Origin of the sequence: Hymenobacter cheonanensis, from assembly GCF_030581075.1 — a bacterium.
Lineage (GTDB): Bacteria > Bacteroidota > Bacteroidia > Cytophagales > Hymenobacteraceae > Hymenobacter.
On the sequence record NZ_JAUQSW010000005.1, the window covers coordinates 303,534 to 329,397 of the forward strand.

At 61.3% G+C, this 25,864-nt stretch carries 25 protein-coding genes; 18 read left to right on the forward strand and 7 right to left on the reverse strand.

The genetic code is table 11. From position 1 onward, the window contains the following. The first annotated feature begins 5 nt into the window (after positions 1 to 5). Together Q5H89_RS12300 and Q5H89_RS12305 are read left to right on the forward strand one after the other, a co-directional pair. Positions 6 to 203, forward strand: coding sequence for a FeoB-associated Cys-rich membrane protein (locus Q5H89_RS12300; RefSeq protein WP_305019615.1), 198 nt, complete (start codon positions 6 to 8; stop codon positions 201 to 203). Positions 204 to 312: 109 nt separating this feature from the next. Beyond that, positions 313 to 654, forward strand: a complete 342-nt coding sequence (locus Q5H89_RS12305; protein WP_305019616.1) for a hypothetical protein — start codon at positions 313 to 315, stop codon at positions 652 to 654. A gap of 182 nt (positions 655 to 836) precedes the next feature. On the opposite strand, the gene Q5H89_RS12310 is transcribed toward Q5H89_RS12305, so the two are convergent. From Q5H89_RS12310 to radA, 3 genes are all read right to left on the reverse strand, one after another. After that, positions 837 to 1,859, reverse strand: a complete 1,023-nt coding sequence (locus Q5H89_RS12310) for an SPASM domain-containing protein (protein WP_305019617.1) — start codon at positions 1,857 to 1,859, stop codon at positions 837 to 839. 92 nt (positions 1,860 to 1,951) lie between these two features. Beyond that, positions 1,952 to 3,523: a TlpA family protein disulfide reductase gene (locus Q5H89_RS12315; protein ID WP_305019618.1), complete on the reverse strand. Its 1,572-nt coding sequence runs from the start codon at positions 3,521 to 3,523 to the stop codon at positions 1,952 to 1,954. A gap of 248 nt (positions 3,524 to 3,771) precedes the next feature. After that, positions 3,772 to 5,172, reverse strand: coding sequence for a DNA repair protein RadA (radA, locus tag Q5H89_RS12320; RefSeq protein WP_305019619.1), 1,401 nt, complete (start codon positions 5,170 to 5,172; stop codon positions 3,772 to 3,774). On the opposite strand from radA, the gene Q5H89_RS12325 reads away from it, so the two are divergent. Continuing rightward, positions 5,165 to 5,320 (forward strand): hypothetical protein, encoded by a 156-nt coding sequence (locus Q5H89_RS12325; protein ID WP_305019620.1) that lies wholly within the window; start codon positions 5,165 to 5,167, stop codon positions 5,318 to 5,320. The two genes, radA and Q5H89_RS12325, sit on opposite strands and share 8 nt — an antisense overlap. Before the next feature lie 52 nt (positions 5,321 to 5,372). On the opposite strand, the gene Q5H89_RS12330 is transcribed toward Q5H89_RS12325, so the two are convergent. After that, on the reverse strand, positions 5,373 to 6,575 hold the full coding sequence (locus Q5H89_RS12330; RefSeq protein ID WP_305019621.1) for a PQQ-dependent sugar dehydrogenase: 1,203 nt from the start codon (positions 6,573 to 6,575) through the stop codon (positions 5,373 to 5,375). A gap of 124 nt (positions 6,576 to 6,699) precedes the next feature. Continuing rightward, on the reverse strand, positions 6,700 to 8,868 hold the full coding sequence (locus Q5H89_RS12335) for a sigma-54-dependent Fis family transcriptional regulator (RefSeq protein ID WP_305019622.1): 2,169 nt from the start codon (positions 8,866 to 8,868) through the stop codon (positions 6,700 to 6,702). A 188-nt stretch (positions 8,869 to 9,056) separates the two neighbouring features. On the opposite strand from Q5H89_RS12335, the gene Q5H89_RS12340 reads away from it, so the two are divergent. The 4 genes from Q5H89_RS12340 to Q5H89_RS12355 all read left to right on the forward strand — a co-directional run bounded on the left by Q5H89_RS12340 (position 9,057) and on the right by Q5H89_RS12355 (position 13,837). After that, positions 9,057 to 10,442 (forward strand): TolC family protein, encoded by a 1,386-nt coding sequence (locus Q5H89_RS12340; protein WP_305019623.1) that lies wholly within the window; start codon positions 9,057 to 9,059, stop codon positions 10,440 to 10,442. A gap of 112 nt (positions 10,443 to 10,554) precedes the next feature. Further along, positions 10,555 to 10,944 (forward strand): universal stress protein, encoded by a 390-nt coding sequence (locus tag Q5H89_RS12345; protein ID WP_305019624.1) that lies wholly within the window; start codon positions 10,555 to 10,557, stop codon positions 10,942 to 10,944. A 92-nt stretch (positions 10,945 to 11,036) separates the two neighbouring features. Beyond that, entirely contained in the window at positions 11,037 to 12,164 is a 1,128-nt protein-coding gene (locus Q5H89_RS12350) for an HlyD family secretion protein (RefSeq protein ID WP_305019625.1), read from the forward strand. A 98-nt stretch (positions 12,165 to 12,262) separates the two neighbouring features. Further along, entirely contained in the window at positions 12,263 to 13,837 is a 1,575-nt protein-coding gene (locus tag Q5H89_RS12355; RefSeq protein ID WP_305019626.1) for a DHA2 family efflux MFS transporter permease subunit, read from the forward strand. Positions 13,838 to 13,968: 131 nt separating this feature from the next. On the opposite strand, the gene Q5H89_RS12360 is transcribed toward Q5H89_RS12355, so the two are convergent. Together Q5H89_RS12360 and Q5H89_RS12365 are read right to left on the reverse strand one after the other, a co-directional pair. Beyond that, positions 13,969 to 15,000, reverse strand: coding sequence for a hypothetical protein (locus Q5H89_RS12360; RefSeq protein WP_305019627.1), 1,032 nt, complete (start codon positions 14,998 to 15,000; stop codon positions 13,969 to 13,971). Between the two features lie 99 nt (positions 15,001 to 15,099). Then, the gene (locus tag Q5H89_RS12365) at positions 15,100 to 15,822 is read right to left on the reverse strand and encodes a pyridoxine 5'-phosphate synthase (protein ID WP_305019628.1); all 723 of its coding nucleotides are present in this window, start codon (positions 15,820 to 15,822) and stop codon (positions 15,100 to 15,102) included. Between the two features lie 163 nt (positions 15,823 to 15,985). On the opposite strand from Q5H89_RS12365, the gene Q5H89_RS12370 reads away from it, so the two are divergent. From Q5H89_RS12370 to Q5H89_RS12420, 11 genes are all read left to right on the forward strand, one after another. Then, positions 15,986 to 17,011, forward strand: coding sequence for a hypothetical protein (locus Q5H89_RS12370; protein ID WP_305019629.1), 1,026 nt, complete (start codon positions 15,986 to 15,988; stop codon positions 17,009 to 17,011). A gap of 63 nt (positions 17,012 to 17,074) precedes the next feature. Further along, positions 17,075 to 17,539 (forward strand): GatB/YqeY domain-containing protein, encoded by a 465-nt coding sequence (locus Q5H89_RS12375; RefSeq protein WP_305019630.1) that lies wholly within the window; start codon positions 17,075 to 17,077, stop codon positions 17,537 to 17,539. Positions 17,540 to 17,636: 97 nt separating this feature from the next. Beyond that, positions 17,637 to 18,158 (forward strand): CvpA family protein, encoded by a 522-nt coding sequence (locus Q5H89_RS12380; protein WP_305019631.1) that lies wholly within the window; start codon positions 17,637 to 17,639, stop codon positions 18,156 to 18,158. Between the two features lie 78 nt (positions 18,159 to 18,236). Beyond that, positions 18,237 to 18,821 carry an anthranilate synthase component II gene (locus Q5H89_RS12385; protein WP_305019632.1) on the forward strand — a complete coding sequence of 195 codons (585 nt, stop codon included), beginning with the start codon at positions 18,237 to 18,239 and terminating at the stop codon, positions 18,819 to 18,821. Positions 18,822 to 18,923: 102 nt separating this feature from the next. Beyond that, positions 18,924 to 19,724, forward strand: coding sequence for an alpha/beta fold hydrolase (locus Q5H89_RS12390; protein ID WP_305019633.1), 801 nt, complete (start codon positions 18,924 to 18,926; stop codon positions 19,722 to 19,724). A gap of 221 nt (positions 19,725 to 19,945) precedes the next feature. Further along, a complete protein-coding gene (locus tag Q5H89_RS12395; protein ID WP_305019634.1) occupies positions 19,946 to 20,623 on the forward strand; it encodes a CBS domain-containing protein in 678 nt (225 codons plus the stop codon). Between the two features lie 9 nt (positions 20,624 to 20,632). After that, positions 20,633 to 22,192, forward strand: a complete 1,560-nt coding sequence (locus tag Q5H89_RS12400; RefSeq protein WP_305019635.1) for a POTRA domain-containing protein — start codon at positions 20,633 to 20,635, stop codon at positions 22,190 to 22,192. Positions 22,193 to 22,217: 25 nt separating this feature from the next. Further along, positions 22,218 to 23,117 (forward strand): NAD kinase, encoded by a 900-nt coding sequence (locus Q5H89_RS12405; RefSeq protein WP_305019636.1) that lies wholly within the window; start codon positions 22,218 to 22,220, stop codon positions 23,115 to 23,117. 134 nt (positions 23,118 to 23,251) lie between these two features. Further along, on the forward strand, positions 23,252 to 24,145 hold the full coding sequence (locus tag Q5H89_RS12410; RefSeq protein ID WP_305019637.1) for a DUF6089 family protein: 894 nt from the start codon (positions 23,252 to 23,254) through the stop codon (positions 24,143 to 24,145). A gap of 42 nt (positions 24,146 to 24,187) precedes the next feature. Next, on the forward strand, positions 24,188 to 24,952 hold the full coding sequence (gene porG, locus Q5H89_RS12415) for a type IX secretion system protein PorG (protein WP_305019638.1): 765 nt from the start codon (positions 24,188 to 24,190) through the stop codon (positions 24,950 to 24,952). A gap of 154 nt (positions 24,953 to 25,106) precedes the next feature. Then, on the forward strand, positions 25,107 to 25,853 hold the full coding sequence (locus Q5H89_RS12420; protein WP_305019639.1) for an isoprenyl transferase: 747 nt from the start codon (positions 25,107 to 25,109) through the stop codon (positions 25,851 to 25,853). Positions 25,854 to 25,864: the final 11 nt, after the last annotated feature.

A 25,864-nucleotide genomic window follows, 5' to 3' on the forward strand; every position in this document is an offset into this window, starting at 1 on the left:
CCATCATGGACGCTCAACTGCTCATTATCATCTTCTTATTTGGGGCGGCACTCTTCTATTTGGGGCGGCGCCTGTGGCTGGCCTTCGCGGCCAAAGGCCAGGCTGGCTGCGCCAAAGGCTGCGGTGGCGCGTGCGGCGCGGCCCTCGATGTCGATGCCCTGCAGCGCACGATTGAGGCGCGTAGCGCCGGCGCCCGGCCCTAGCCATAAAAACTCTCCCGGCGGTTAACCCCCGACCGCCCTGGCTCCGTATAGCCGGGGCGGCCTGCTTCAGGCTCTCCTCACCTTTTGCCAATCGAAAACACCTACCGCCATGCAGGACAAAGAAGAAATGACGTCGATGACGACTGTCGAAAAGAAGCTTAAAAGCCAGGGCTACACCCACGATTTTACCGTGCAGGATGGCCGCCTGACTACGATGGATAATGATAGCGCGCTCACCTTCAGCCCCGAAGAAACAACTATCGTAGATTATTTCCGCTTCGAAGGCGAAAGCAACCCCGACGATGCTGCCATCCTCTACGCCATTGAAACGGCTGATGGTGCTAAGGGTACCATTTCCTCGGCTTATGGCGCGTATGCCGACCAGGACGTAGACCAGTTCATCCTCAAAGTAGAATCATTAGGCAAAAACCTGATGAAAGGCAAAAAATAAATAACGGATTACGCGGATTTTAGCAGATTGCACGGATTTTGTGGACGGCTCCTGACGATGGTTAGGAGCCGTTTTTTTATGCGCACCAAAGCTCAGCTAACGTAATAAAGGGCTGCTTGCAGGCCCTTTTTTAATCGTCCACAAAATCCGCGTAATCCGCTAAAATCCGCGTAATCCGTGATTTAGCCCCACACCTTGGTGCCCTCGGTGCAGTTCTGGCACATCTCAATCTGGTCGCGGCCCTTGAGCAGCGCCTGCCGAAAGCCTTGGTACTTCTGGCCGTGCCAGAGGGCGCGGAAACTCTCGTGCTGGCTGTCGCCTAGCCGGTACTCGGCGTCCTTGTCGAAGCAGCAAGGTACCACTTTGCCATCCCAAGTTACTACGCACGAGTGCCACATTTTCCAGCAGCCGTTCACGAGCTTGTTTTTGAGGCTGAACGTGCCGTTGCCATTGTTGGCGTAGCGCGAGTAGTAGTCGATGGTCGGGATAAGCGGCGAGCCCTGCTGATAATCGTAAATCTGGGCAGTTTTAAACCACACGTCGTCCACTCCCATTGCCTGGGCCAGGGCCCTGGCGTCTTCAATCTGGTGCTCATTGGGCCGCACTACCAAAAATTGAAAGATGATGCGCGGCGTGCTGCTTTTCAGCTGCTTGCGCCACTTCACCACGTTGCGGGTGCCGGCTAGCACCTTCTCCAGCTTGCCCCCCACGCGGTACTGCTGGTACACTTCCTGGGTGGTGCCGTCGAGCGAGATGATGAGGCGGTCAAGCCCACTTTCTACCGTGCGGCGGGCATTTTCATCCGTCAGAAAATGCGCGTTGGTGCTGGTGGCCGTGTAAATGCCCTTCTTGCTGGCGTACTCCACCAAATCCAGAAATTGCGGGTGCAAGTACGGCTCGCCCTGGAAGTAAAAAATGAGGTACCACAGCCGGCTAGCCACCTCATCCATCGTCTTCTTGAACAGCTCGGCCGGCAGCATGCCCGTGGGCCGTGTAAACGAGCGCAGGCCGCTAGGGCACTCGGGGCAGCGCAGGTTGCAGCTGGTGGTGGGTTCGAAGGCCAGCGCCACCGGCAGGCCCCAGGCGCGGGCGCGCCCCGTGAGGCGGCTCAGCACGTAGGAGGCTACCACCTGCCCGGCATTGAGCACCCGGCCGGGCGTGGCCTTGCGCAGAAAAGAAACGGCGTCGCGGAGAGTAGAGCGCATAGGGCAAAGGTCGGCAGTAGCCGGCTAGCCCATGAGACACCCGACCGGGGCCAGAAGTTTTGGGTGCGCGCCGGAGCTAGGCCCCGGGCGCCCTACTTGGCCGCGCTCGGCAGCTGCGCTACGGCGGCGCTGTACACGCCGGCCCGGCCAAACGACTGGTTTATCTCATCCACGGCGGCGCGGCTGCTCAGGCGCTTGGGCTTGGGGTTGAGGATGGTGCCATCTTCGCCAAGCAGGATGTAAGTCGGTACTTCCTGCAAATTATACGCCTTAGCCACCTCCGAGCGCAGGCCGCCGAGCGCCCGCACGTGCACGCCGGGCAGCTTCTTTATCGTCACGAGTTGGCGCCAGGGCAGCTCCAGCTCATCCAGAGCCACGTTCACGAAGACAATGTTCTTGCCTTCGAAGCGCTTGGCCAGGTCCTGGGCGTAGGCCAGGTCGCGCAGGCACAGGCCGTTGGTGGTTTTCCAGAAGTTCAGGTACACCAGCTTGCCCTGGAAGCTGCTTAGCCGCACCGAGTCGCCGGTGGCCGACAGCAGCCGGAAATCGGGCGCGGGCGCCCCAATGGCCAGGGTTTTGTGCTTGCCAAAGTCAGCATCGAGCGCGGCTACGTACCGCTTCTTGGTGTCGAGCGTGCGGAAATCGGCGAGCATGGCCGCCGACTGCCGCACGTGCCCAAAGCGAAACGACTCTTGCAGGATGCGGCCCAGCGTGAGCAGCTTCATCTGCCCATTGAGGCGCTTGCTGGCCAGGGCGTAGCAAAACGGATAGAAATCGGGGTCGGTGCGCAGGTGCTTTTGCTGCGCGGCCATGTAGTGCACGTAGTTGAGCAAAAACTCCTGAAACTGCTCGTTGCCCACGGCCGTCTGGTCGTTCAGCAGGTTGGGGTCGCGCAGGTAGTCGTAGTAGCCGGGCGTCATGGTCAGGCGGCCTTCAGTGCTTACCACCTGTTCACGCAAATCTGCAAAAGTCAGGCGGTCGTTGGCGTTGGAATAAGTAATCTCCGCCTTGGCATAATTATAAAAATCGATGGTAAAAGACTGTCGGGCCGCCCGGTCCTCCAGGAAGTTGCGCTCGTGCTTAATCCGGTAGTCAAGAAACGACACGAAAGGCGCTTCGTAGAGCTGAATGTTATCCGGCAGTACTTGAAAGCCGTCGTTCGACACGAACTGCTCGTCGAACTCGGCCAGGTACGAGTTGGCATTGGCCATCTGCTGGCGGTGGCGCTGGGCATCGGTCAGGTTCGCGCTGTTGCGAAACTTGGTGGCAAAGCCCGTGGGCACATCATTGGCCTTGAACTTCACCGTGCCGGGTAAATCTTCGGCTTTGAAGCGCACGTCGAGGTCGGTGCCCGGGTCCAGAAACAGGTCGGCTACGGCGTCGCCATACACCAAATCGGCCTTGGTGGAGCCAGCAAGCAGAATGCTGAGCCGAAACTCACCTTTCTCGTTGAGGCGCGCGTAGCTGATGCGCTCCTTGGTATCGAATGGGCTGTCGTGGATAGAGACGGCGATGCTATCGGTCGTGGGGTTGGAAACGCGGCCCGTGAGCACGGCCGCGCCCGCCACTTCGGCGGGCCGGCCAGCGGGCGCCTGTGCCTGCGCGCCCGTCGCGAAAGCCCAACTTAGTACCCAGGTAAAAAGACACGTAAATGGTAGCTTCATATAGTAGCAGGACAGGGGCTCAGCAGCCTTAATATGCTAAATAAACAAAAAGGTGTAATACGTGTACCTATCTGTTTTATCGGTAAAAGTCAATTACGACACCGAAGATAAGGGACGTTACCCACTCCAATAGCACAACTTCTGAGCAAAAATAAAATGCCCTGAAATTGTGCTATTAGCTATTTGATTTAGCCTAAAGTGCTGGCTTTGGTACTGCTGGCAGCTTAGCGGGCACCGGCCCAATTGTCTTATCCAAATAGGGCCTGCAATACTTCATCGAGCCGGCTCACGGCCTGCACGCGCAGGCCGGCGCGTCCCTGGTCGGCCAGGTTCTTGCCGTTGAACTGCGACACGTACATTTCGCGGAAGCCCAGCTTTTCGGCCTCGGCCAGGCGCTGGTCGAGGCGGGGCACGGCGCGCATCTCGCCGCTGAGGCCCACCTCGGCGGCCAGGCACACGTCGCCGGCAATGGGCAGGTCGTTGAGGCTGCTTACCACGGCGGCGCACACGGCCGCATCGAGGGCCGGGTCGTCGAGGCGCAGGCCGCCCGCAATGTTCAAAAACACGTCGTGCTGGCCTAGCCGCAGGCCGGCGCGCTTCTCCAGCACGGCCAGCAGCATTTGCAGGCGCTTGGCGTCGAAGCCGGTGCTGCTGCGCTGCGGGGTGCCGTAGGTGGCGGGCGTCACAAGGGCCTGCACCTCCACCAGCAGCGGGCGGTTGCCCTCCAGCGTGGCCCCGATGGCCATGCCGCTCAGGCTTTCGGCGCGCTGCGAGAGCAGGATTTCGGAAGGGTTCGATACTTGGCGCAGGCCACTGCCCTGCATTTCGTAAATACCCAGCTCGGAGGTGCTGCCGAAGCGGTTTTTGGTGGTGCGCAGAATGCGGTAGCTCAGGTGGCGGTCGCCCTCAAACTGCAGCACGGTGTCCACCATGTGCTCCAGAATTTTGGGGCCGGCAATGCTGCCATCCTTGGTAATGTGGCCGATGAGCAGCACCGGCGTGCCGGTTTCCTTGGCAAACTTGAGAAACTCGGCAGTGCACTCGCGCACCTGGCTCACCGAGCCGGCGCCGCTCTCCACGAGCGTCGAGTGCATGGTTTGGATGGAGTCGATGACGAGCAGGTTGGGCTCGACCTGGTCAATCTGCCGGAAAATGTTCTGGGTGTTCGTCTCCGTGAGGATGTAGCAGTTCTGGTGCTGGCCGTCGGCCAGGCGCTCGGCGCGCATTTTTATCTGGGCTTCGCTCTCCTCGCCGCTCACGTAGAGAATGCGTAGCTGCTTCATCATCAAGGCAATCTGAAGCATGAGCGTACTTTTGCCAATGCCCGGCTCGCCGCCAATGAGCACGATGGAGCCCGGCACCAGGCCGCCGCCCAGCACACGGTTCAGCTCGCCGTCGGGAGTAATAATGCGCGGCTCCTCTTCGTGGCGGATGTCGGCTAGCGGGCGCGACTTGGCGGCCTTTTGCAGGTTGCCGCCGGGCACGGTGCTAGCGGGCTTCCACTGGCCGGTGGTAGTGGCGGCGGTTTCCTTCTGCACCACTTCCTCCACGTAGGTGTTCCACTCGCCGCACGAGGGGCAGCGCCCTATCCATTTTGCCGACTGCGCGCCGCAGTTCTGACAGAAAAAAACCGTTCTTGCCTTGGCCATTCTTGCTAAAATTATTCGCAAGAATAAGGCGAAAAAGGCTAAAAAAGTTGCGGTGCCTTATGCCGGTCAAAATAACTCACCTCGCAAAAACGTCTGTCATGCTGAGCTTGCCGAAGCATCTCTACCGCTTCATCTAACGGTGCGGTAGAGATGCTTCGGCAAGCTTAGCATGACAGACGTTTTCAAGCGCAGCTACTCGGCTAGCCCTTCTTCTTGCCCGTGTAGGCCACGCGGTAAATCACGCCGTTGTCGTCGTCGCCCATTAGTAGTGAGCCGTCGGGGGCCTGCACCAGGCCGCAGGGGCGGCCAAACTCCGACTTGTCATTCTCAACCAGGAAGCCGGTGATGAAGTCCTCGAATTTCTCGGGCTGGCCCTGGGCGTTGAAGTGCACGCGCACCAGCTTGTAGCCGCTAGGCTGCGCGCGGTTCCAGGAGCCGTGCATGGTCACGAAGGCGTCGTTTTGGTATTCTTTCGGAAACTGCTGGCCTTTGTTGAAAACCAGGCCTAGCGGCGCCGAGTGGGCTTTGTAAAGCAGCAGCGGGCGCTCATTTTTGGCATCGAAGGCCTCGTAGCTTTCGCCGCTTTTGGGCTTGTTGGCGGGGTAGTGCTGACCGTCGGCGATAATGGATGGCCAGCCGTAGCCGGCGCCAGGCTTTATTTGGTTCAGCTCTTCCTGCTGGGTTTCGTCGCCGAGCCAGTCGATGCCGTGGTCCATACCGAAAAGCTGCTTGGTGAGCGGGTGCCAGTCGAAGCCGATGGTATTGCGCAGGCCATGGGCCACTACCTGGCGGCCCGAGCCGTCGGTGTTAAGCTTCAGGATAGTAGCGTTTTCGGGGTTGTCCTCGTCGCAGGCGTTGCAGGTGCTGCCCACCGAGAGGTACAGGCTGCCGTCGGGCCCGAAGTGCAGCACCCGGTTGGCGTGCTGGCCAGCGTCGGGCAGGTCGTGGTACAGCTCTTTTAGCTCCGAGAGGCTGCCATCGGGGCGCACGTCGGCCACGTAGATTTCGCGGATGGCCGTGAAGTACAGCTTGTTGCCTTGCAGCGCTAGTCCGTGTAGGTGCGGCTTTTGGGCAACCTGGCGCATCACTTCGGCCTTGCCATCGTGGTTGGCATCGCGCACCAGCGTCACGGTGCCCTTCACGCGGTTGGTCACGTACACGTCGCCGTTGGGGGCCACGGCCAGCATGCGCGGCATATCGAGGCCCTCGGCAAACTTGCTGATGGTAAAACCAGTCGGCACTTTGAGGCTAGCCACGCGGGCATCGGTAGCGGGCAGCTTGTTGGGCAGGTAAATGTTGCCCTGCATCTGGAAGGGCGTGGCGGGCGGCGGCACATTCTGGGCCAGGGCCGGGCTAGCGGCGAGCAGAGCCGCCAGGGACAGCAGGTGAGGTAGCAAAGTCATAATAAGGCGTTGAGTAACTGCGCCGTTCAACTACTATTTCGTGCCTGAGGTTGCACCCTGGCAGCTAGGGGCTTTGGCAACAGGCTGGTAAGCCGAGGCAAGGTTGACCTTAACACCGGGTAGCTTATTCGGCCACCACGGTGCGCCGGATGCCCAGCTTTTTCATGCGCGCTTCCAGGGTTTTAGGGTTGATATCCAGGATGGTAGCCGCGCCCTGCACGCCGCTCACGCGCCCGCCCGTGCGGCGCAGCGCGGCCAGGATGTGGTCGCGCTCCTGCTCGCGCAGCGTTTTGAGCGGCGCATCGCTAGCCCCGGCGGGCTCGGTAGGGGTGTTGGCCGGGGCTAGCGAGGTGGCCGGGCCGGGCGGTAGTGCCCGCAGGGTGGGCCCGGCCGCGAAGCCGCCAAACTCCAGCCAGGCGCCCTGGCTCACAATGATGGCCTGCTCAAGCACGTGCTCCAGCTCGCGGATGTTGCCGGGCCAGGGATAAGCCTGCAAAGCCACCATATCGACCGGCCGAATGGGCCGGGGCGGCCGCGCCAGCCGCTTGCTGAGGCTAGCCAGGTAGTGCTGCACCAGCGGCTCAATATCCTGCGGGCGCTCGCGCAACGGGGCTAGCTGAATGGGAAACACGTTGAGCCGGTAGTAAAGGTCGGCGCGGAAGCGGCCGGCGCGCACTTCCTCTTCGAGCACGCGGTTGGTGGCGGCCAGCACGCGGGCATTGGTGGTGAGCACGCGGTTGCCGCCCAGGCGCTCAAACTCCTTTTCCTGCAGCACGCGCAGCAGCTTGGCTTGCAGGTCGAGGGGCAGCTCGCCCACTTCATCCAGAAAAATGGTGCCGCCGTCGGCCAGCTCAAACTTGCCGATGCGCCGCTCCACGGCCCCCGTGTAGGCACCTTTTTCGTGGCCAAACAGCTCGCTCTCAATAAGCTGGGCCGGCAAGGCCGCGCAATTTATCTTTACCAAAGCCCGGCCCTGGCGGGGCGAGGCCTGGTGCAAGGCCCTGGCCACTACCTCCTTGCCAGTGCCGGTTTCGCCCGTGATGAGCACGGTGGCGTCGGTGCCTGCTACCTGGGCAATGCGCTGGCGCACCTGCTGCAAGGCCGGGCTCACGCCGATGAGGCCATCGGCGGGCCGGTCGGTATTGATTTCGTCTATCAAATAGGTGCGCTCCTGCTCTACCTGGGCCTTCAGCTCCTCAATCTGCTCGAAGGCAAAGAGATTTTCGAGGGCGAGGGCTATCTGCGGCACCAGGGCCTGCACGGTGGCCAGGTCGTCGGGCCCAAACCCGTCGGGGGCAGGGGAGGCTAGCAGCAGCACGGCTGCCTCATCGGCCCGCTGCCAGATGGGCACAATGAGCATGGCCCGCACCCGGTGTTCGTCGTAGGCGGTGCGCATGGCGGGGTAGCGCACCGCCAGCTGCCGGAAATCTTCGCCCCGGTACAGGCCAGCCGATTGCAGCAAGCCGCTCATTTGCCGGTACATATCCACTATTTCGTGCGGGTGGCGCTGCTGGTGGCGGTTGGGGTCGAGGGCTAGCAGCGCGCCGCTAGGGTCATCGGCCAGGCGGGTAAATTCGGCAAAGCCCTCGAATGCCTCGCGCTGCCCCGCCCGCTGCACGCGAATGCCGAAGTAGTCGAACGGCACCACCTGCCCCAGCTCGCCGGCAATGGCCCGAAACAGCGGCTCGCGCTGCTTGATGCTGAGCAAAGCATTCGTGACGTTGAGCTGCAGCGTGCGCTGCTGCTCGCGGCGCGCTACCTCTTCAAAATCAAGCGAGTTGCGCACGGCTACGGCTACCAGCGAGGTTATTTTTTCGAGGAGCTGCTCATCAGCGGCCGAGTACGCGGGCGGCCGAATGGTAGCGAGAATGAGGTAGCCCGTGAGCTGGCCGCTCAGCCACATGGGTACCATGGTCATGTACTGAATGCCCTGGCGTAGCAAGCGTTGAAAAGGCTCAAAATCAGCATAGTGGCGCACGTATTCGCGCAGCTCGATGTGCTGAATGCGCGGGTCTTGCAGTAGCAGCTCGACCGGCGAGCCGATGATAGGCGTAAACACGCTTATGTTGGCCGGGGGCGGCTCGGGTGGGTCGATGGTAGTGTAATCCTTGAAAAACAGCCGCTTATTAAGCAGCTCCTTATCAAAGATGCTGATGCCCATCATGTCGAACGGAAAAATCAGCCGCAGCTTGCGGGCGATAATCTGAAAGAGCTGCTCCTTATCGCGAATAGTGGCAATGGCCTCATTAAGGTGGAGAAGGAGCGACTCGTCTTGGTTGACCTGAATGGACATGCTGATTTTGGATAATTCCTGATATGTAAGGAAACCCTCAGAATAGGTTATTGTTTGCTAGGGCCCAACGGAACTGGTGGGTTAAATTATCTTGCAGATAATAAGTAGGTTATAAAAATCGAACTGCGCCGCAACCTATTGGCACAGCATTAGGTAAGCCGAGGACACACTACTACGCCACTTGGCTTATGTTTTCTAGATATCAACTTGCCGGCTTTGCGGGGCTGACGCTGGCTGGCGGCCTGCTTGCGCAGCCAGTAATGGCCCAAAACCAGCCTAGCGTTCCGGCTGCCAACCAGGCCATTGGGCTGGTTAGCGACTCGCTAACTTTGGGCGGTACCGTGCAGGCGGTGCTCGACGCTAACCCGGGCGTGACGAACCTCACCGAGCTGGCCAATGCGGCCAACAGCCGCCTCTCGCAGACCCAGGCTGGGTTTCTGCCCCAGATAACGGGCTCGGCTACCTATACGCGCATCGACCCGGTGTCGCAGTTTCAGATAGCACCGGGCAGCGAGGCCCTGGCTTTTGCGCCCAACAACAACTTCGATGCGCACCTCACGGCGCAGTACGAGTTGTACGATTTTGGCAAGCGGGCGGCTTCCACCAACCTGTCGCGCTCGCAGGTGCAAACTGCCCAGGACAATGTGCTGGTGGCGCGCCGCGACCTGGCTTACAGCGCCGCGCAGGCTTATTATAACATCCTGTTCGCCCGCGAAAGCATTCGGGTGCAGGACCAGCAGATTGCCTCGCTGGTGGCGCACCGCGATGAGATGCAGAAGCGCGTGGACGCCGGCGTGAGCACTAAGTTCGACGTGACGACTACTGACGTGCGCATTACGCAGGCCCAAAACCAGAAGCTGGATTTGCAAAACCAATTGCAAAACCAGCAGGTGCAGCTGGCCCGCCTGCTGCACAAGCCCCAGCAGGCCGATATTCCGGTGCGGGGCCGCCTAAGCTACGAGCCGCAAACCGTGAACCTGGAAGCCGAGTTGGCCAAAGCGGCTGCCAACCGGCCCGAGGCCAAGCTGGCCAAAGACGCTGAAGCCAGCGCCGACCTGCAAAGCAAGCTCACGGCTAAGAGCAACCTGCCGGTGCTAGGGGTGGGCGTGCAGGCCGGCGGCAAAAACGGCTACCTCATCCCGGGCGTGCCGCCCGGCGAGGCCCTGCAGCGGGTGCGCTTCAACACGGTGGGCGTGGCCCAGCTGAGCTTGCCCATCTACGACGGGGGCAAAAACCGCAAGCAGCGCGTGGAAGCCGCCGCCAACTACCGCGCCGCCCAGGCCCGCACCGAGGATACGCAGGAGCAAATCCGGGCCGATGTGCGCCAGGCTGCTAACAACATGCAGTTCAGCCAAGCCCGCTACGACAATGCCGTGCAGCAGGTAGCCCAGGCCACCGACGCCCTGGAGCGCGCCCGGGGCCGCTACCGCTACGGCGTGGGCCAGAACCTCGACGTGCTCGATGCCGAAACCCAGCTCGCGCAGGCCCGGCTAGCCCGCGCCCAGGCCATGTACAACTACACGCTGGGCCAGTACCAGCTGCGCCGTGCCACCGGCGAGCAGATTTGGCAATAGCTTTTTAGTGGTTAATGATTAATGGTTGATGATTGAGTGCGCAGTGCGAAAGGCTGCCTGTTTATTGACCACAAATCGTTCATAATTAACCATTAATCATTGATAATTAACAATGACTCTCAGCACCATCCTTTGTCCGCTTGACTTTTCGGCTGCCTCGGCGGCGCTGGTGGCCTATGCCGCCGCGCTGGCAGTGGGCAGCGGGGCCGAGCTGCGCCTGCTCTACGTGCAGGAGCCCGCCGTGCCGGTGCCGGCCAGGATGGAGGCCGAGCTATTTGCCCATCGCGCGGCCGCCGAAGCTGCCGGGGCTAGCCGCGTGTTTACCAACACGGCGCATGGCGAGGCGGCCCCGACCATTTTGGCCGAGGCCCAGCGCCACCACGCCGACCTCATTGTGATTGGGGCGCATGGCCAAACGGGCCTGAGCCGCTTTTTGATGGGCAATACGGCCGAAATGGTGGTGCGCACCGCCCCTTGCCCCACGTTGCTTGTTAGAGAATAACCCGTTGGCCCGCCGGCCGACGTTGCAAACACTCCTTTTGGGCTAGCAGCCCCCTAGCTACCAACCTTTAGTAATTTCTCCTCCTTATCTCCATGGCTACCCAAACTGACCTCCAAGACGCCCCTCCGACCGCCGTGGCCGAGCCGCTGGAACCCGAAAAGAAGCGTAACCCGCTTATCCTTATTGTTGTGGCCTTAGTGCTGCTGGCCGGTGCCTTTTATGGCTACACGCGCTACCGCTTTGCCCAAGCCCACGAAAGCACCGACGACGCCTCCGTAGAAGGCGATGTGTACCCCATCATCCCGCGCGTATCGGGCCCGGTGCTGAAAGTATTTGTGAATGACAACCAGGTGGTGAAGAAGGGCGATACGCTCGTAACTATCGACAAGGCCGACTACGTGCAGCGCGTAAATGCCGCCCAGGCCGCCCTGCTAGCCGCCCAGGCCCAGGTAACTGCCGCCCGCGCTGGGGTAGGCTCTGCCCAGGCTGGCGTGGGCACTGCCCAGGCCAATGTGCGCACTGCCCAAACTACCATCGGCGTGAGCGCTGCCAACCGGGCCCGCTTGCAGCAAGATTTAGCTCGCAGCACCAAGCTCCGCAATCAGGATATCATTCCGCAGAGTGAATACGACGCCGTAGCCGCCAACCTTAAGGCCACCAGCGCTCAGCAAAACACTGCCCAGGACCAGGTGAGCGTGGCCCGCAACCAAGTGACGGCCGCCCAGCAGCAGGTAGCGCAAGCCCAGCAGCAGGTAGCCGTGGCCCAGGCCGTGGTAAAGCAGCGCCAGTCGGACCTCGACAATGCCCAGCTCCAGCTGAGCTACACCACGCTGCTAGCCCCGGCCAACGGCATTGTGAGCAAGAAAAGCGTGCAGCCCGGCCAGGTAGTGAGCCCCGGCCAGCAGCTCATCGGCCTGGTGAGCAGCGGTAAAACCTGGGTGATTGCCAACTTCAAGGAAACGCAGCTCGAAAACATGAAGGTGGGCCAGCCCGTGAAGCTGGAAATCGACGCCTACCCCAACGAAGAGTTTGATGGCCACATCGAGTCGCTGTCGGCCGCTACGGGCGCCCGCTTTGCCCTGCTGCCCCCCGATAACTCGACCGGCAACTTCGTGAAAGTAACCCAGCGCGTGCCCGTCAAAATTGTGCTCAACAAGGAAGACCCCCAGCACCCGCTGCGCGCTGGCATGAGCGTGAACGCCATTGTGGCGGTGAAGTAGCCTTGGGGCTCTGTAATAAGGAATGTCATGCTGCGCTCCGCTCAGCATGACGCTTTTTTACAGCTATTCTGACTAATTAATCCCTTTAGCCTTACCTAATGGAAACCGGATTTAGAAAGTGGATTATCGTCGTGACGGTGGTTTTCTGCTGCCTGCTGGAGCTGATTGACACCAGTATCGTGAACGTGGCCCTGACCCAGATGATGGGCAATCTTTCGGCCACGCAACAGGAAGTAAGCTGGGTTATCGCCTCCTACGCCATTGCCAACGTAATTGTGATTCCGATGACCGGCTTTCTGGCCGAGCAGTTTGGGCGCCGCAACTACTACCTGGCTTCGGTTATTTTATTCACCCTGGCCTCCATGGCTTGCGGGCAAAGCACCACCTTGCCCGAACTGGTAATCTTCCGCTTTATTCAGGGCGTCGGCGGCGGGGCGCTCATGGCTACGTCGCAGGCTATTCTGATTGACACCTTTCCGCCCAAGCAGCTACCGCTCGGGCAGGCGCTGTTTGGCATGGGGGTTATCATCGGGCCCACTATCGGCCCCACGCTAGGGGGCGTTATTGTGGATAGCACCCTGGGCTGGCCCTGGATTTTTTACGTGAACGTGCCGGTGGGCATCCTGGCCAGCATCTTCACCATCCTGTTCATCCGCGACCCCGAGCGCATCAAAAACGCTATTCCGCGGCCCCTGCGCGATATCGACTGGGCGGGCGTCGGGCTGCTTATTCTGGGCGTGGGCTCGCTGCAATACGTACTGGAGCAGGGCGAAACCAACGACTGGTTCGACGACAACGTCATCAAGCTGTTTAGTGTGCTGGCGGCCGTGGGGCTCATCGGCTTCATCTGGCGCGAGCTGACGGCCAAGGCGCCTATCGTAGACCTGCGGGTGCTGGCCAAGAGCCGCAACCTGGCCGTGGGCGCTTTCCTCTCGTTTGTGCTCGGCTTCGGGCTGTTTGCTTCCGTGTTTGTGTTCCCCATTTTCACGCAGCGCATTCTGGGTTTCTCGGCCGAGCAAACCGGCTGGATACTGCTGCCGGGTGCCCTAGCCTCGGGCTTTATGATGCCCATCGTGGGCCGTATGCTGATGGCGGGCATTCCGCAAAAAGCTATGCTGCCGGTGGGTTTCGCCATTTTCTTTGGCTTCACCTTCTGGATGGGCAGCCGTATTTCGCCCACGGCCGGCGAGCACGACTTCTTCTGGCCGCTCATTGTGCGGGGCGTGGGGCTGGGCCTCATCTTTATGCCCATCACCACCATGAGCCTGGCGGGCCTGCAAGGCCGCGACGCCGGCCAGGCCGCCGGCCTCACCGGCATGATTCGCCAGCTAGGGGGCTCGTTTGGCGTGGCCATCGTGGGCACTTACCTAGAGCGCAGCATCCAGAATAACCGGGTGGCCCTGCTGCCCAATCTCTCGCTCTACAACCCCGAAACGGTGCAGCGCCTGCAAGGCTTCACCCAAAGCTTCATGGCGAAGGGCTACACCATGGCGCAGGCCCAGCAGCAGGCCTACGCCGCCATGGAAGGCATGCTCATGAAGCAGGTGTCGCTCATCACCTACACCCAGATTTTCTACGCGCTGGGCTTCTTCTTTATCTCCTGCGTGCCGCTGATTGCCCTAGTGAAACGGGCAAAGACCGGCGAGAAAATCGACCTCAACGCGGCCCACTAAAAAGCGGCCCGTGTTTTGCAACTACCTATTGCACGTGGCTTACTTAGGTGACGATTATTAGGCACTAGGTTATAGAAAAGGGCTCCCGGCACTATGCCGGGAGCCCTTTTTGCGTTAGCAAGGCCTAGCCACTATTGATACTGAATGTAGAGCGGCGTGGGCTTGAAGTTGAGCGTGTCCAGCACTTCTTTGGGCGTGAAAATGTGGTGCGGAGCTTTGCGGGCATCGTACTCGTAGAACAGCTTGAGGCCCGTGTACTGCACCGGCTCCTTCTGCACGTACGCCTTATAGGAGTCCTTCTTGAGGGTAGGGTCGCCCCAGCCGTCCATGTCCACAATCACCTGCACGCGCGGGTCGAGCTTGATGTTCTTGTAGTTAGTCAGCATACCCTTGGTAAAGCGGTGCACCATCAGAAGCTTGGGTGGCAAGTGGTTTTCGCTCACAATGCGGGCCAGAAAATTGATGGCGTAGTTCACGTCCTTGGCGTCGTAGGTACCAATTTTCTTGCCGGGGCGCACCCCCTTGGTTTGCATCGCAAACTCGGGGTCGATGCCCAAGTGAATGGTCGGGTCCTTCATGTACTCGGCCAGCTTGGGCAGCTCGTGCGCCAGGTCGCTAAGGCCCACCTGCACGTCCATAAACAGGATGGCGTTTTTCTCCTTGGCCCAGGCGCGGGTTTCCTCAATAGTGCTCTTCGAGTTCATGAGGCGGTACTTGCCGTCGCCGGCGCTGCCCTGCGCCGTGATAGTGACGCTGTGCAGGCACGGCAGCACCGGCAGGCTAGGGTCGGCGGCCTGCCACTCCTTCAGCACCCCGTCAAACTTGCGCATCATCTGGGCCTTGGGCTCGCGGCCCAAAATGCCCATGCCCTTCGAGCGAATGTTACCGTAGAACGCCACAATGCGGTGGCCCGGAAGCAAAGCCCCCGGCAGCTGGCCGGTTTTTTTAGCAATGCTGTCGGCCTTGAGCGAGTCGCGGCGCATGGCCTGCGCCTTCAGCTTCACGGTATCGAGGGGGGCCGGCTTGTTTTCGGTGGTGAGGGTGTCGGCACTGCCGGCCGCGCTTTCGCCCTGGCCCGAACGGTTGCAGGCGGTGAGACTCAGGCCGGCCAGCAGCCCCAGGCCCAGCGCACCGCGCCAAGCCGAATTAATACGTGAACGCACTACAGTTGAGATGGGTAAATGAGGGCGCAAGTTACGGCCCAGACCCAGGCCGGCAAGGCAACCCCGTGAAAGAGGCATGAAGCCCGCGCCCCCTGTTGCTCAGCTAGCCCGCAGCTGGCGCTTATAAAGCTGCACCGTATTTTCCAAACCCAGGTACAGCGCATCGGCCACCAGCGCGTGCCCAATGCTTACTTCCTGCAATCCTGGCAGCTCCTGGGCCAGGTAGGCCAGGTTCTCGAGGTCGAGGTCGTGGCCGGCGTTCAGGCCCAGGCCGGCGGCCACGGCGGCGCGGGCCGTGTCGCGGTAGGGCAGCACGGCAGCGGCACGGTCGGTGGCGTAGTGGCGGGCGTAGGCCTCGGTATACAGCTCGATGCGATGGGTGCCGGTGTGGGCGGCGGCATCAATCAGGCTAGGGTCGGGGTCGAGGAAGATGCTTACGCGGGCGCCGTAGCTTTTCAGCTCGGCCACCACCTCGCGCAAAAAGCCTTGGTGCTTTACCACGTTCCAGCCGGCGTTGGAGGTAATGGCGTCGGGCGCATCGGGCACCAGCGTTACCTGCTCGGGGCGCACCTCGCGGCACAGAGCCAGAAAGTCGGGCGTGGGGTTGCCCTCCACGTTGAGTTCCGTCGTGACGACACTCTTGAGGTTGCGCACATCGTCGTAGCGAATGTGGCGCTCGTCGGGGCGCGGGTGCACCGTAATGCCTTCGGCCCCAAAGCGCTCGATGTCGCGGGCAGCTTGCAGCAAATCGGGGCGGGCGTGCAGGCCCCGCGCGTTGCGCAGGGTGGCAATTTTGTTGATGTTAACGCTCAGCTTAATCACGGATGACACTGATTTTAGACGGATTTGGCTTGCGCCTTCCTTCGGTTCACGGATTTTGTAGTCGGCCCTGGCCAGTAGATGAGGGCTAGCCAGCGGCGGCGCAAGGTACATTTGCCGGCCGCCCTGGCCCGGCGGGCTTTCCTTATACTTAACCACTCACCGTATGGCTGGTTTGCTTCGCTTGCCGGCCCGGCTAGGGCCTGGGTTGCTGTTTGGGCTGCTGGCGGCGGGCATTATTGCCACCGAATATGCGGTGGTGCACCGGGCTGATTTTGGCCAGCACCCGGCCTTGCCCCCAGCCGTGGCCGCCGACCTGCTGCTGGTGCTGCCGGGCTTGTTTTATTTGTGCGTAGTGCGGCGCTACCAACTGTCCATCAGCACGGTAGCTGCGGCCTTTGGTGGGGGGCTAGCCCTGAGCCATTGGCTGCTGCCGGCCACGGCGCTGCCGCTGCTGGCCTGGGCCGGCCGGCTGGCGGCGGTGGGCGAAGTGGCCACCGTAGCCTACGCCGGGGTGCGGGTGCGGCGCATCTGGCGCGGCTACCAGGCCGCCCGCTCGCAGTCGGCCGATTTTATCGGGAATCTGCGGGCGGCTACCCAGCCGGTGCTGGGCCGCCTCACCGAGGCTATTATCACCGAGGTAGCGGTGCTGCGCTACGCGCTGCTAGGCCCGTGGGCGCGGCCCGAAGTGGCAGTGGGTGAGGTGCCCTTCACCACCTATCGCCAATCGGGCTTTGCCGCGCTGCTGGCCACTTTTGCCGGACTAAGCGTGCTGGAAATGGCTGTGGCGCACCTATTGGTAGGGCACTGGTGGCCCACGGCCGCGTGGTGGCTCACGGGCCTGAGCGCCTACACGCTGCTGTGGCTGGGGGCGCACGGGCAGGCAGTGCGCTGCCGGCCGGTGCTGCGCACGCCAAAGGCGCTGGTGGTGCGGGTGGGGCTGGCGTGGCACGCGGCCATCCCCTACGAGCAGCTCCTGAGCGTCGAGCTGCTCACCGATGCCCCCGCCCCGGCGCCCGGCCTGCTTAACACCGCCCGGCTCTTGCTGGCGCCGCCCAACCTGTTGCTTACCCTGGCCGCGCCGCTAGTGGTGCAGGGCCCGTATGGGCTGCGCCGCCCCGTGCGCCGCCTGGCTATTTACGTAGACGAGCCGGCGGCCCTGCGCCAGCTGGTGGCCGCATCCCGGGCCTAGTCGTTATTTTACCTGTGGCGAGCGGCTCTGCTGCCCGTCGCTTTTACTTTTCCCACTCCCAAAATGCCTCTTAAAGAAACCATCGACGCCGGCATCAAGCAAGCTATGCTGGCCAAAGACAAAGTGCGCCTCACGGCTTTGCGCTCCATCAAATCGCAGATTTTGCTGGCCGAAACGGCCGAAGGCGCCAGCGCCACCGGCCTCAGCGCCGACCAGGAGCAGAAGCTGCTCATCAAAGCCGCCAAGCAGCGCCGCGACTCGGCCGCTACGTATAAAGAGCAGTTTCGCTCGGACCTCGAAGAAACCGAGCTGGCCGAACTTGCCATTATCGAGGAGTTTTTGCCTCAGCAGCTCTCTGAGGCCGACCTTGTGGAGAAGCTCGTGGGCATTATTCAGCGCGTGGGCGCCACCGGCCCCTCCGACCTGGGCAAGGTGATGGGCGTAGCCGCCCGCGAGCTGGCCGGCCAGGCCGACGGCAAAGCCATCTCGCAAACCGTGAGCAGCCTGCTGAATAACACCAATTTTTAATTGTCGCTGGTTAGTTGTTGGTTGCTAGGGTATAATCGCCTGCGGTATGCCTCAGAAATGGCAATCAACAACTAACAAGCCACAAGTAGATTGACGCATGACTGCGCTCGACATCCTGCTGCTGCTGCCGCTGGCCGTGGGCACCGTGAAAGGCTACCGGCGCGGGCTGGTGCTGGAAGCAGTGTCGCTGCTGGCGTTTGTGCTAGGGGTGGTAGGTGGGCTAAGCCTGCTGAGCGCCGCCATTCCGGTGGTGCGCTCGTACCTGGGCGAGCTGTTTGGGCTACTGCCGCTGGTGGCGTTTTTGCTGGTGCTCGTGGCCATTATGTGGGGCGTGCACCTGGTAGGGGGGCTAGTGAAAAAGGCCGTGCACCTCACCCCACTAGGCATGCTGGATAACCTGCTGGGCGCCGCGGCCGGCGGCCTCAAGTGGCTGCTGGGCCTGAGCCTGCTGCTGCACGGCACGGCCCTGGCGGGCCTGCCGCTGCTGGCGCCCGGCCTTGTGGCGGGTTCGGTGGTGCTGCCCTGGGTGCAGGCGGCCACGCCGCTGGCCTTGCAAATCACGGGCTACGTGCTGCCCTTCAGCCACAACCTGCTGGCCCGCCTCAAGGGAGCCATGTAGCAAGTTGCTTCCTACGTGTCTGCCAGTCGTTTGCTGGCTGCCAGAACCGTTGAATGACACTAACAACAAACAACAAATTTGACGCTGCTGCTGCTCGATAATTTCGATTCCTTTACCCACACGCTAGCCGACTACCTGCGCCAGCTAGGGGCTGAAGTGCTGGTGCGCCGCAACGACGTGCCGCTGGCCGAGCTGCGGCAGCTGTCGTTTCAGGGTATTGTGCTGTCGCCAGGCCCTGGCTCGCCCGCCGCGGCGGGCAATTTGCTGGCCGTCATTGAGGCGTATCACGTGCAAGTTCCCATGTTGGGCGTGTGCCTGGGGCAGCAGGCGCTGGGCGAGTTTTTTGGGGCTAGCCTGCGCCGGGCGGCCCGGCCCTGGCACGGCAAGGTGTCCGAGATAGAGCTGCTGGGCGATGACCCCTGGCTGGCCGGGCTGCCCCGCCGCCAGCCCGTAACGCGCTACCACTCGTTGGCTTTGGAGGCCAGCACCTTGCCCGCCAGCCTGCGGCCGCTGGCCATCACGGCCGATACCGACCGCGAGCTGATGGCCCTGCGCCACGCCACGCTGCCGCTCTACGGCGTGCAGTTTCACCCCGAGGCGCTGCTCACCACCTACGGCTTGCGCTGGCTGGCAAATTGGATAGCCTGTTGTAACATTGCATAGGTTGATTTTTCGCTGCTAGGCCGGCTTTCGCGCCCCCGGTTTCCCGGGCCGCTGAGGGTCAGTAGCCAAGGACGAAAAAACGAAATCACTAAGCCGAAAATTATGGAGCTACGCCGCCAGCAGCAACACGGGTTTGACTACGTCGACGAGGGCCAGGGGCCGGTGTTGCTGCTGCTTCACGGGCTATTCGGGGCGCTCAGCAACTGGCACGACGTAGTAGCAGAGTTCTCGGCCGAGTACCGCGTGGTCATCCCGGTACTACCCGTTTATGACATGCCGCTGCTGCAAGCCACGGTGCCGGGCCTGGTGGCCTATGTGGAAAACTTTGTGGATAAGCTGCAATTGCCCCGCGACTTCACACTGCTAGGCAATTCGCTGGGCGGCCACGTGGCGCTGGTGTATACGCTTAAAAACCCCGGCCGCGTGCGCCAGCTGGTGCTTACGGGCAGCAGCGGCCTGTTTGAGGACGGCATGGGCGGCTCGTTTCCGAAGCGCGGCGACTACAACTTTGTGCGCGAGCGGGTGGGCTACACGTTCTACAACCCTAGCGTAGCCACCAAGGAGCTGGTCGATGAGGTATTTGCCGTCACCAACTCCAACGCTAAGTGCCTGCGCATGATTAGTATTGCGCGCTCGGCCCAGCACCACAACCTGGCCGGCGACCTGCACCGCATCGCGGTACCCGTGCTGCTGGTGTGGGGCCTCAACGACACCATAACGCCGCCCTCCGTGGCCCACGACTTCGGGCGCCTGCTGCCGCAAGCCGAGCTGCGCTTTCTTGACCACTGCGGCCATGCCCCCATGATGGAGCGGCCGGCGGGCTTCAATCGGTACCTGGCCAGCTTCATGCGCCGCACCACGGCGCAGCTTTCGCCGGTGGCCGCTATCGGCTCGGCGCGCTAGCTGGTATATTGGCCGATACTAGGCGCGTTTTTTGCCTTAAACTGGCAACCTTTCCCACCCGTTAGTAGTCCTATCCGTGCATCCCCGCGCAAGGCGTGGCGCCCGGCTGCCGTTGGCCGCCGCCCCCTAGTCCACTGGGCCCCCGGCGCTCGCCAGGGCCGGTCGCTTGTCTCGGATTGGCTGGTATTCTCTTTATTACCCGCTATTTAGCTTGTGTATTTATGCCTGCCCTACTCGCCGAAGACCTTCTCAATCAGATGATTCCGCCGCTGAAGGGCACCGACACGACCGCTAAGGCCGCTAGGTGGCTGGAGGAGTTTCATGTGAGCCAGCTGCCGGTGGTGGCCGGGCGGCAGTACCGCGGCCTCATCACCGAGCACGACCTGGCCGACTACGAAAACCCCGATACCCAGCTGGCCGAGCTGCCGCTGGGCTACGCCAATGTGCACGTGCAGCACGACCAGCACTTTTACCGGGTGATGGAGCTGGCCATTGAGCAAAAAATCCAGCTCGTACCCGTGCTCGACGAGCAGCAAGAGTACGCGGGCGTGGTAACCGTAAGCGATGCGCTGGCCGCCTTCGGGCCGGTGCCCGGCGTGGCAGGCCAGGGCAGCATTCTGGTACTCACGATGGAAGAGCGCGATTATTCGCTTTCGCAAATCAGCCGCTACGTAGAGGAGAACAACGCCAAAATTCTGTCGGCCCACGTTATTGCCGACGAGCACGACCCCTACCGCATTCGCCTCACGCTGCGCCTCAACACCGATAACCTGGCCCGCATCACGGCCACGCTCGAGCGGTTTGGCTACGTAGTATCGGCCCAGTTTAGCGGCACGCCCGCCGTGGGCGACGACGAGCAGGAGCGCTTCGACGCGTTGCTGCGCTACCTCAGCGTCTAACTTTGCGGGGTGAAGCACCGCGCCCGGCTTTCTTTTTTTGCTGCCGCAAGCTGGCTGCTGGTCTTCACGTTGCTGCTATTGTGGGCTAGCCCCTGCCACGCCCAAACGCCGTTGCCAGCCGCCCCGCCCGACAGCCTGCGCGAGCTAAGCCAGGAAGCCCGCCCGCCCGCGCTAGCCCCCGTAGTGGCCCCCACCGATACCCTGGTGCGCGTGGGCACGTGCCCCGGAGCCCGGGCGCGGGTGTCGGCCATCTTATTCGCGGGCAACAACCGCACCCGCGAGCGCACGCTGCGCGCCGAGCTTGATTTTCACGAAGGGGATTCCCTTACGGTGGCCGACCTAGCTGGCCGCCTCGAAGCCAACCGCCGCCGGCTGTTCAACTTGCAGCTCTTTCATGCAGTGCTGGCGCAGGGTAGCTGCGGCGGCACGGGGCAGCTTACGGTGCTGTTTAGCGTGCAGGAGCGCTGGTATATCCTGCCCGCGCCCATCCTGTCGCTGGCCGATGATTTCAACCGCTGGCGCACGCGTCCCGACCGCTGGCAGCGCATCGATTATGGCCTGCACCTGGTCGATAATAACTCGCGAGGCCGGGCCGAGCAGCTCACCGCCAATATTCAGCTAGGCTTTAACCGCAAGTACGAGTTGTTTTATGAGGCGCCCGGCCTGGGCCGCCGCCGCCGGGTAGGGGCGGGGTTTGGTATTTCGTATTACCAAAGCCGCAACCTCGACTACACTACCCTCAACGACCGCCTGCGCAGCCTGCCCGACGCCGAAACCGACGCTTTTCCCATTCAGCGCTTCTACGTGTCGGGCGGGCTGCGGCTGCGCCACACCGTGCAGCTAGTCTCGGCCTTCGATGTGTCGTACCACCGCGAGCAGGTCAGCGGCCTCATCTACCAGCTCAACCCCGACTACCTGCTGGGCCACGTGCAGCGCCACTACCTGGAGGCCAGCCTCGTGACCACTAATAACCGCCGCAACACCTTTGCTTACCCGCTCACGGGGCAGTTTTTGCAGGCTAGCCTTACCCTGCGGCAATTTGTGGGCCCCGACCGCTCGCCCGCCTACGCCACGGCGCGGCTGCGCTATGCCCGCTACCTCAGCCTGGGCCACGGCTTCTACTACGCCGGTGGGCTGGGGGGGCAGGTGCGGCTAGGGGCCGCCAGCCTGGCATATGCCGATGCGCGTAGCTTCGGCTACGACGCGCTGGTGCGCGGCTACGATTTTTACGTAGTAGAGGGCCGCGCCTACGCCCTCACCCAGCAGGGCCTGAGCCTGCGGGCCTGGGCGCCGCCCCCCTTGCACCTGCCATTTATCCACAACCCCAAAGTGGGCACGCTGCCCCTGGCCGTGTACCTCAATGCCTTTGCCGATGCGGGCGTGGCCGGCGGCAGCGTTGGGCGCTTTCAGTCGCCCACCAACCAGCTGCCCGGCCAGCTGCTGGCCTCGGTGGGGCTGGGCCTACATTTGGTAACTTACTACGACCGCGTTTTTTGCATCGAGCTTATCCGCACGCTCACTGTGTACCCGAGCACCGGGGTTTTTCTGCGCACCGCTTTTCCCATCTGAGGCGGGCGTATATTAAGTTTTTGTTATGAAAATTGCGATTCTGGGCAAACCATTCGACGAAGCAGTTACGCCTTTCCTCCAAACCCTGCTCGATGAGCTGGCCACCCGCGGGGCCGAAGTACTCATCGTGGAGGCCTTTCGCGCCTACCTGGATGCCCATTTGCGGCTGCCGCCCGGCACCGGCAGCTTCCGGCGGGGCGATTCGCTGCGCGGCGTGCAGTTCGTGCTCAGCATCGGGGGCGACGGCACGCTGCTTGACACCGTTACCTACGTAGGCGCGCTCCAGATTCCCATCCTCGGCATCAATACCGGCCGGCTGGGCTTCCTGGCGCCTATCAATCCCGACTATATTCCCCAGGCCATTGATGCCTTGTTCAAGGGCCATTTCACGCTCGAAGACCGTAGCCTGCTGCGCGTCGAAACCGACCCCGACGTATTTGGCTCGCTCAATTTTGGCCTCAATGAATTCAGCATTCTCAAGCGCGATACCTCCGCCATGATTGTGGTGCACACCTACATCAACGGAGAATATTTAAATTCGTATTGGGCTGATGGCCTAGTGGTTTCTACGCCCACGGGCTCCACAGGCTATTCTTTAAGCTGCGGCGGGCCGGTAATGCTACCCCAAACAAACAATTTTATCATCGCTCCCGTATGCCCCCACAATTTGAACGTTCGCCCACTCATTGTATCCGACCAAAGCATTATTTCGTTTGAGATAGAAGGGCGCGCCACCAGCTACCTGCTAGCCCTCGACTCGCGCTCCGTGCCCGTCGAAGCAAGCGTGCAAATGGCCGTTCGGAGAGAAAACTTCAACGCCCGGCTAGTTAAACTAAACCACGTCAATTTCTTAAGCACCTTGCGTAATAAACTCAACTGGGGCCTCGACCGCCGCAATCCGGTAACTGCGCCTCAGTTGAAATAAGGCTGGTTTGTCGTAAAAAAAATGACCTAAGTTTTTTTAGTTCCCTTTAACTCTTACTTTTGTACTCGCTGCGAGCCACGCCCTTACCGGTTTACGCGCGCCATTTGCTCGATTAACTCTCTACTCTGCGCCTTATGACTAAGTTCTTCACGTATTCAACGGCCATGCTTGCCGGCCTAGCCCTGCTAGGCTCTACGCAGCACGCCGACGCTCAACAGTTCAGCAAGCGTAAGCAGTATACCTCTATCGGGGTGAGTCTGAATGCGATGAACTATTTTGGTGACCTCAACCCGCTCACCAATTTTGCCTCGTTCCACGCTGGCGATACCCGGCCCAACATCGGCCTTAATATCACGCACCGCTTTTTCCCGCGCGTGTCGGGCCGCTTTGCTGTGGCCTACGGTCGCATCACGGCCGATGACAATACCAACGCCAACCGGGACGATGCCAACGCCCGCTACCGCTACACCCGGAACATGAACTTCCGCAACGATATCTACGAGGCCTCGGCCGTGGTTATCGTTGACCTGATTGAAAACCGCAACAACTACCTCAAGCGCCCCGACTTCGTGCCCTACGTATTTGGTGGCGTGGCTGGCTTCCACCATAGCCCCCAAGGTAAGGATGCCAGCGGCAACTACGTAGATTTGCAGCCCCTAGCCACGGAGGGTGTAAGCTATAGCAAGTTCCAGTTTGCGCTGCCTTTCGGTGCCGGCGTGCGCTATCGCATCAACCGCAACTTGGACGCCTCGTTCGAGATTGGCTTCCGGAAGACCTTCACCGGCTACCTGGACGATGTGAACAACAATTACGCTAACTTGGCCGGCGCTACTGCCCCCGCACAATATTTCGGCGGTTACAGCGGTGGTACCTATGGCAAAGGCATCACCAACAACTCGACGGGCCTGGCCGGTGGCTTCGTTCCCGGCGAGAAGCGTGGCCAGGGCAAGAACGACTGGTACGTAGTAACCGGCTTCTCGCTCAACTATATCCTGAACCCGAAAATCAAAAACCCCAAGTTCCGCTAAGCGCTTGCTAGTAGGCTGGGATGTTACCTTACAGTCTGCTGCATGTTCGTTTTCCGGATTTCCTACGCACTCCCCGCTGGCTTACTGCTGGCGGGGAGTGCGTTTTTTGTCGCTACCCCCGCCTTGGCTCAGCACACCAGCGAACTGGGTATTGGTGTTGGGGCTACTAACTACAAGGGCGAAGTATCGCCTCAGTTTCAGTGGCAGAATAGCCGGCCGGCCCTCACGGTTTTTTACCGCCGCGATATCTCGGCGCCCGTTACGCTCCGCGCCAGCCTGACGGCCGGCTTCCTGCGCGCCGCCGATGCCAACGTGGAAGGTGTTAACGGGAGCGTGCCGCCCCTCCAGAGCTACCGCCAGCTCAGCTTGAAAGGTGGCTTACTGGAGGCAGCCGGGGTAGTAGAGTATAATTTTCTTGATTACCACGACCGCAAGGACCACCGCCGCCTGCACCTGTCGCCCTACCTGTTTGCCGGGCTAGGGCTGTACTACGTCAACACCACGGTGAGCAGCGCTAATGCGGCCTTGCAGCTGGCGTTCGACCGTAAGGGGGCAAAGGTGGGCCTGGCCATCCCGGCGGGCGCCGGCCTCAAGCTGGCCCTCAGCGAGCATTTCAACCTGGGCCTGGAAATGGGCGTGCGCAAAACCTTCACCGACCAGCTAGACCACACCGGCGACCAAACGCCCCTGCTTGTGAACAGCCACGACCAGGATTGGTATTACTATTCGGGGGTAAGCTTGTCCTATACCTTCTACAAAATCCTGTGCCCTCCGCCGTATAAGAACAACAAACGGCTTCTGAAATAAGGGATTCTACGGCGCTTCGCGCTTGACGAAGGAGCTAGTAGCTAAGAAGTTAGGCTGCGTTGTAGCTATTGCCCGCTGGGTTGGACTTAACAACGGCGGTGCCCGACTGCAACCCTTTGCGTAACTTGCGGCCTCTTATACGCAAACCGCAACGATGGCCGAACGGTCCGAAATTGACCTCTCTAATATTCCTGCCCACGTGGCTGTTATCATGGATGGTAACGGGCGCTGGGCCAAGCAGCGGGGAGGCCTGCGTGTGTTTGGGCACCAAAGTGCGATTACTTCCGTGCGCGACACCGTGGAAGAAGCCGCCGAGCTAGGGGTGCAGTACCTAACGCTCTACGCGTTTTCGACCGAAAACTGGAACCGCCCGGCTTTCGAAGTAACTGCCCTGATGCAGCTGCTGGTGCACACCATCCGGCAGGAAACCCCCACGCTGCTGAAAAACAGCGTGCGCCTGCAAGCCATTGGGGAGGTGCAAAACCTGCCCAAAAACTGCCAGCGCGAGCTGGCCGAAGCTATTGACCTAACCAAAGGCGGCACCCGCATGACGCTGGTGCTGGCCCTGAGCTACAGCGGCCGCTGGGACCTCACCCAGGCAGCCCAGCGGATGGCGGCCGACGTGGCTGCCGGGCGCTTGCAGCCCGCCGCAGTAAACGAAGCCACGATTACCGGCTACCTGGCTACCGCCGGTATGCCTGACCCTGAGCTACTTATTCGCACCAGCGGCGAGCAGCGCATCAGCAATTTTCTGCTGTGGCAGCTCGCTTATACGGAACTTTATATCACCCCCGTTCTGTGGCCTGATTTCCGCCGCAGCCACTTCCGCGATGCCTTGCTAGCCTACCAGGGCCGCGAGCGGCGCTTTGGCAAAACCAGCGAACAGCTGTCGGCCTCCTGATTTTATTAACT

Bases quoted from the DNA above. Each gene is read 5' to 3' on its own strand.
- Q5H89_RS12410 (WP_305019637.1), top strand. From the start codon at position 23,252: ATGACTAAGTTCTTCACGTATTCAACGGCCATGCTTGCCGGCCTAGCC.
- Q5H89_RS12375 (WP_305019630.1), top strand. From the start codon at position 17,075: ATGCCTCTTAAAGAAACCATCGACGCCGGCATCAAGCAAGCTATGCTG.
- Q5H89_RS12380 (WP_305019631.1), top strand. From the start codon at position 17,637: ATGACTGCGCTCGACATCCTGCTGCTGCTGCCGCTGGCCGTGGGCACC.
- Q5H89_RS12355 (WP_305019626.1), top strand. From the start codon at position 12,263: ATGGAAACCGGATTTAGAAAGTGGATTATCGTCGTGACGGTGGTTTTC.
- Q5H89_RS12315 (WP_305019618.1), bottom strand. From the start codon at position 3,523: ATGAAGCTACCATTTACGTGTCTTTTTACCTGGGTACTAAGTTGGGCT.
- Q5H89_RS12335 (WP_305019622.1), bottom strand. From the start codon at position 8,868: ATGTCCATTCAGGTCAACCAAGACGAGTCGCTCCTTCTCCACCTTAAT.
- Q5H89_RS12350 (WP_305019625.1), top strand. From the start codon at position 11,037: ATGGCTACCCAAACTGACCTCCAAGACGCCCCTCCGACCGCCGTGGCC.
- Q5H89_RS12395 (WP_305019634.1), top strand. From the start codon at position 19,946: ATGCCTGCCCTACTCGCCGAAGACCTTCTCAATCAGATGATTCCGCCG.
- Q5H89_RS12305 (WP_305019616.1), top strand. From the start codon at position 313: ATGCAGGACAAAGAAGAAATGACGTCGATGACGACTGTCGAAAAGAAG.
- Q5H89_RS12370 (WP_305019629.1), top strand. From the start codon at position 15,986: ATGGCTGGTTTGCTTCGCTTGCCGGCCCGGCTAGGGCCTGGGTTGCTG.
- Q5H89_RS12390 (WP_305019633.1), top strand. From the start codon at position 18,924: ATGGAGCTACGCCGCCAGCAGCAACACGGGTTTGACTACGTCGACGAG.
- Q5H89_RS12420 (WP_305019639.1), top strand. From the start codon at position 25,107: ATGGCCGAACGGTCCGAAATTGACCTCTCTAATATTCCTGCCCACGTG.
- Q5H89_RS12340 (WP_305019623.1), top strand. From the start codon at position 9,057: ATGTTTTCTAGATATCAACTTGCCGGCTTTGCGGGGCTGACGCTGGCT.
- Q5H89_RS12310 (WP_305019617.1), bottom strand. From the start codon at position 1,859: ATGCGCTCTACTCTCCGCGACGCCGTTTCTTTTCTGCGCAAGGCCACG.
- Q5H89_RS12345 (WP_305019624.1), top strand. From the start codon at position 10,555: ATGACTCTCAGCACCATCCTTTGTCCGCTTGACTTTTCGGCTGCCTCG.
- radA (WP_305019619.1), bottom strand. From the start codon at position 5,172: ATGGCCAAGGCAAGAACGGTTTTTTTCTGTCAGAACTGCGGCGCGCAG.
- Q5H89_RS12405 (WP_305019636.1), top strand. From the start codon at position 22,218: ATGAAAATTGCGATTCTGGGCAAACCATTCGACGAAGCAGTTACGCCT.
- Q5H89_RS12330 (WP_305019621.1), bottom strand. From the start codon at position 6,575: ATGACTTTGCTACCTCACCTGCTGTCCCTGGCGGCTCTGCTCGCCGCT.
- porG (WP_305019638.1), top strand. From the start codon at position 24,188: ATGTTCGTTTTCCGGATTTCCTACGCACTCCCCGCTGGCTTACTGCTG.
- Q5H89_RS12300 (WP_305019615.1), top strand. From the start codon at position 6: ATGGACGCTCAACTGCTCATTATCATCTTCTTATTTGGGGCGGCACTC.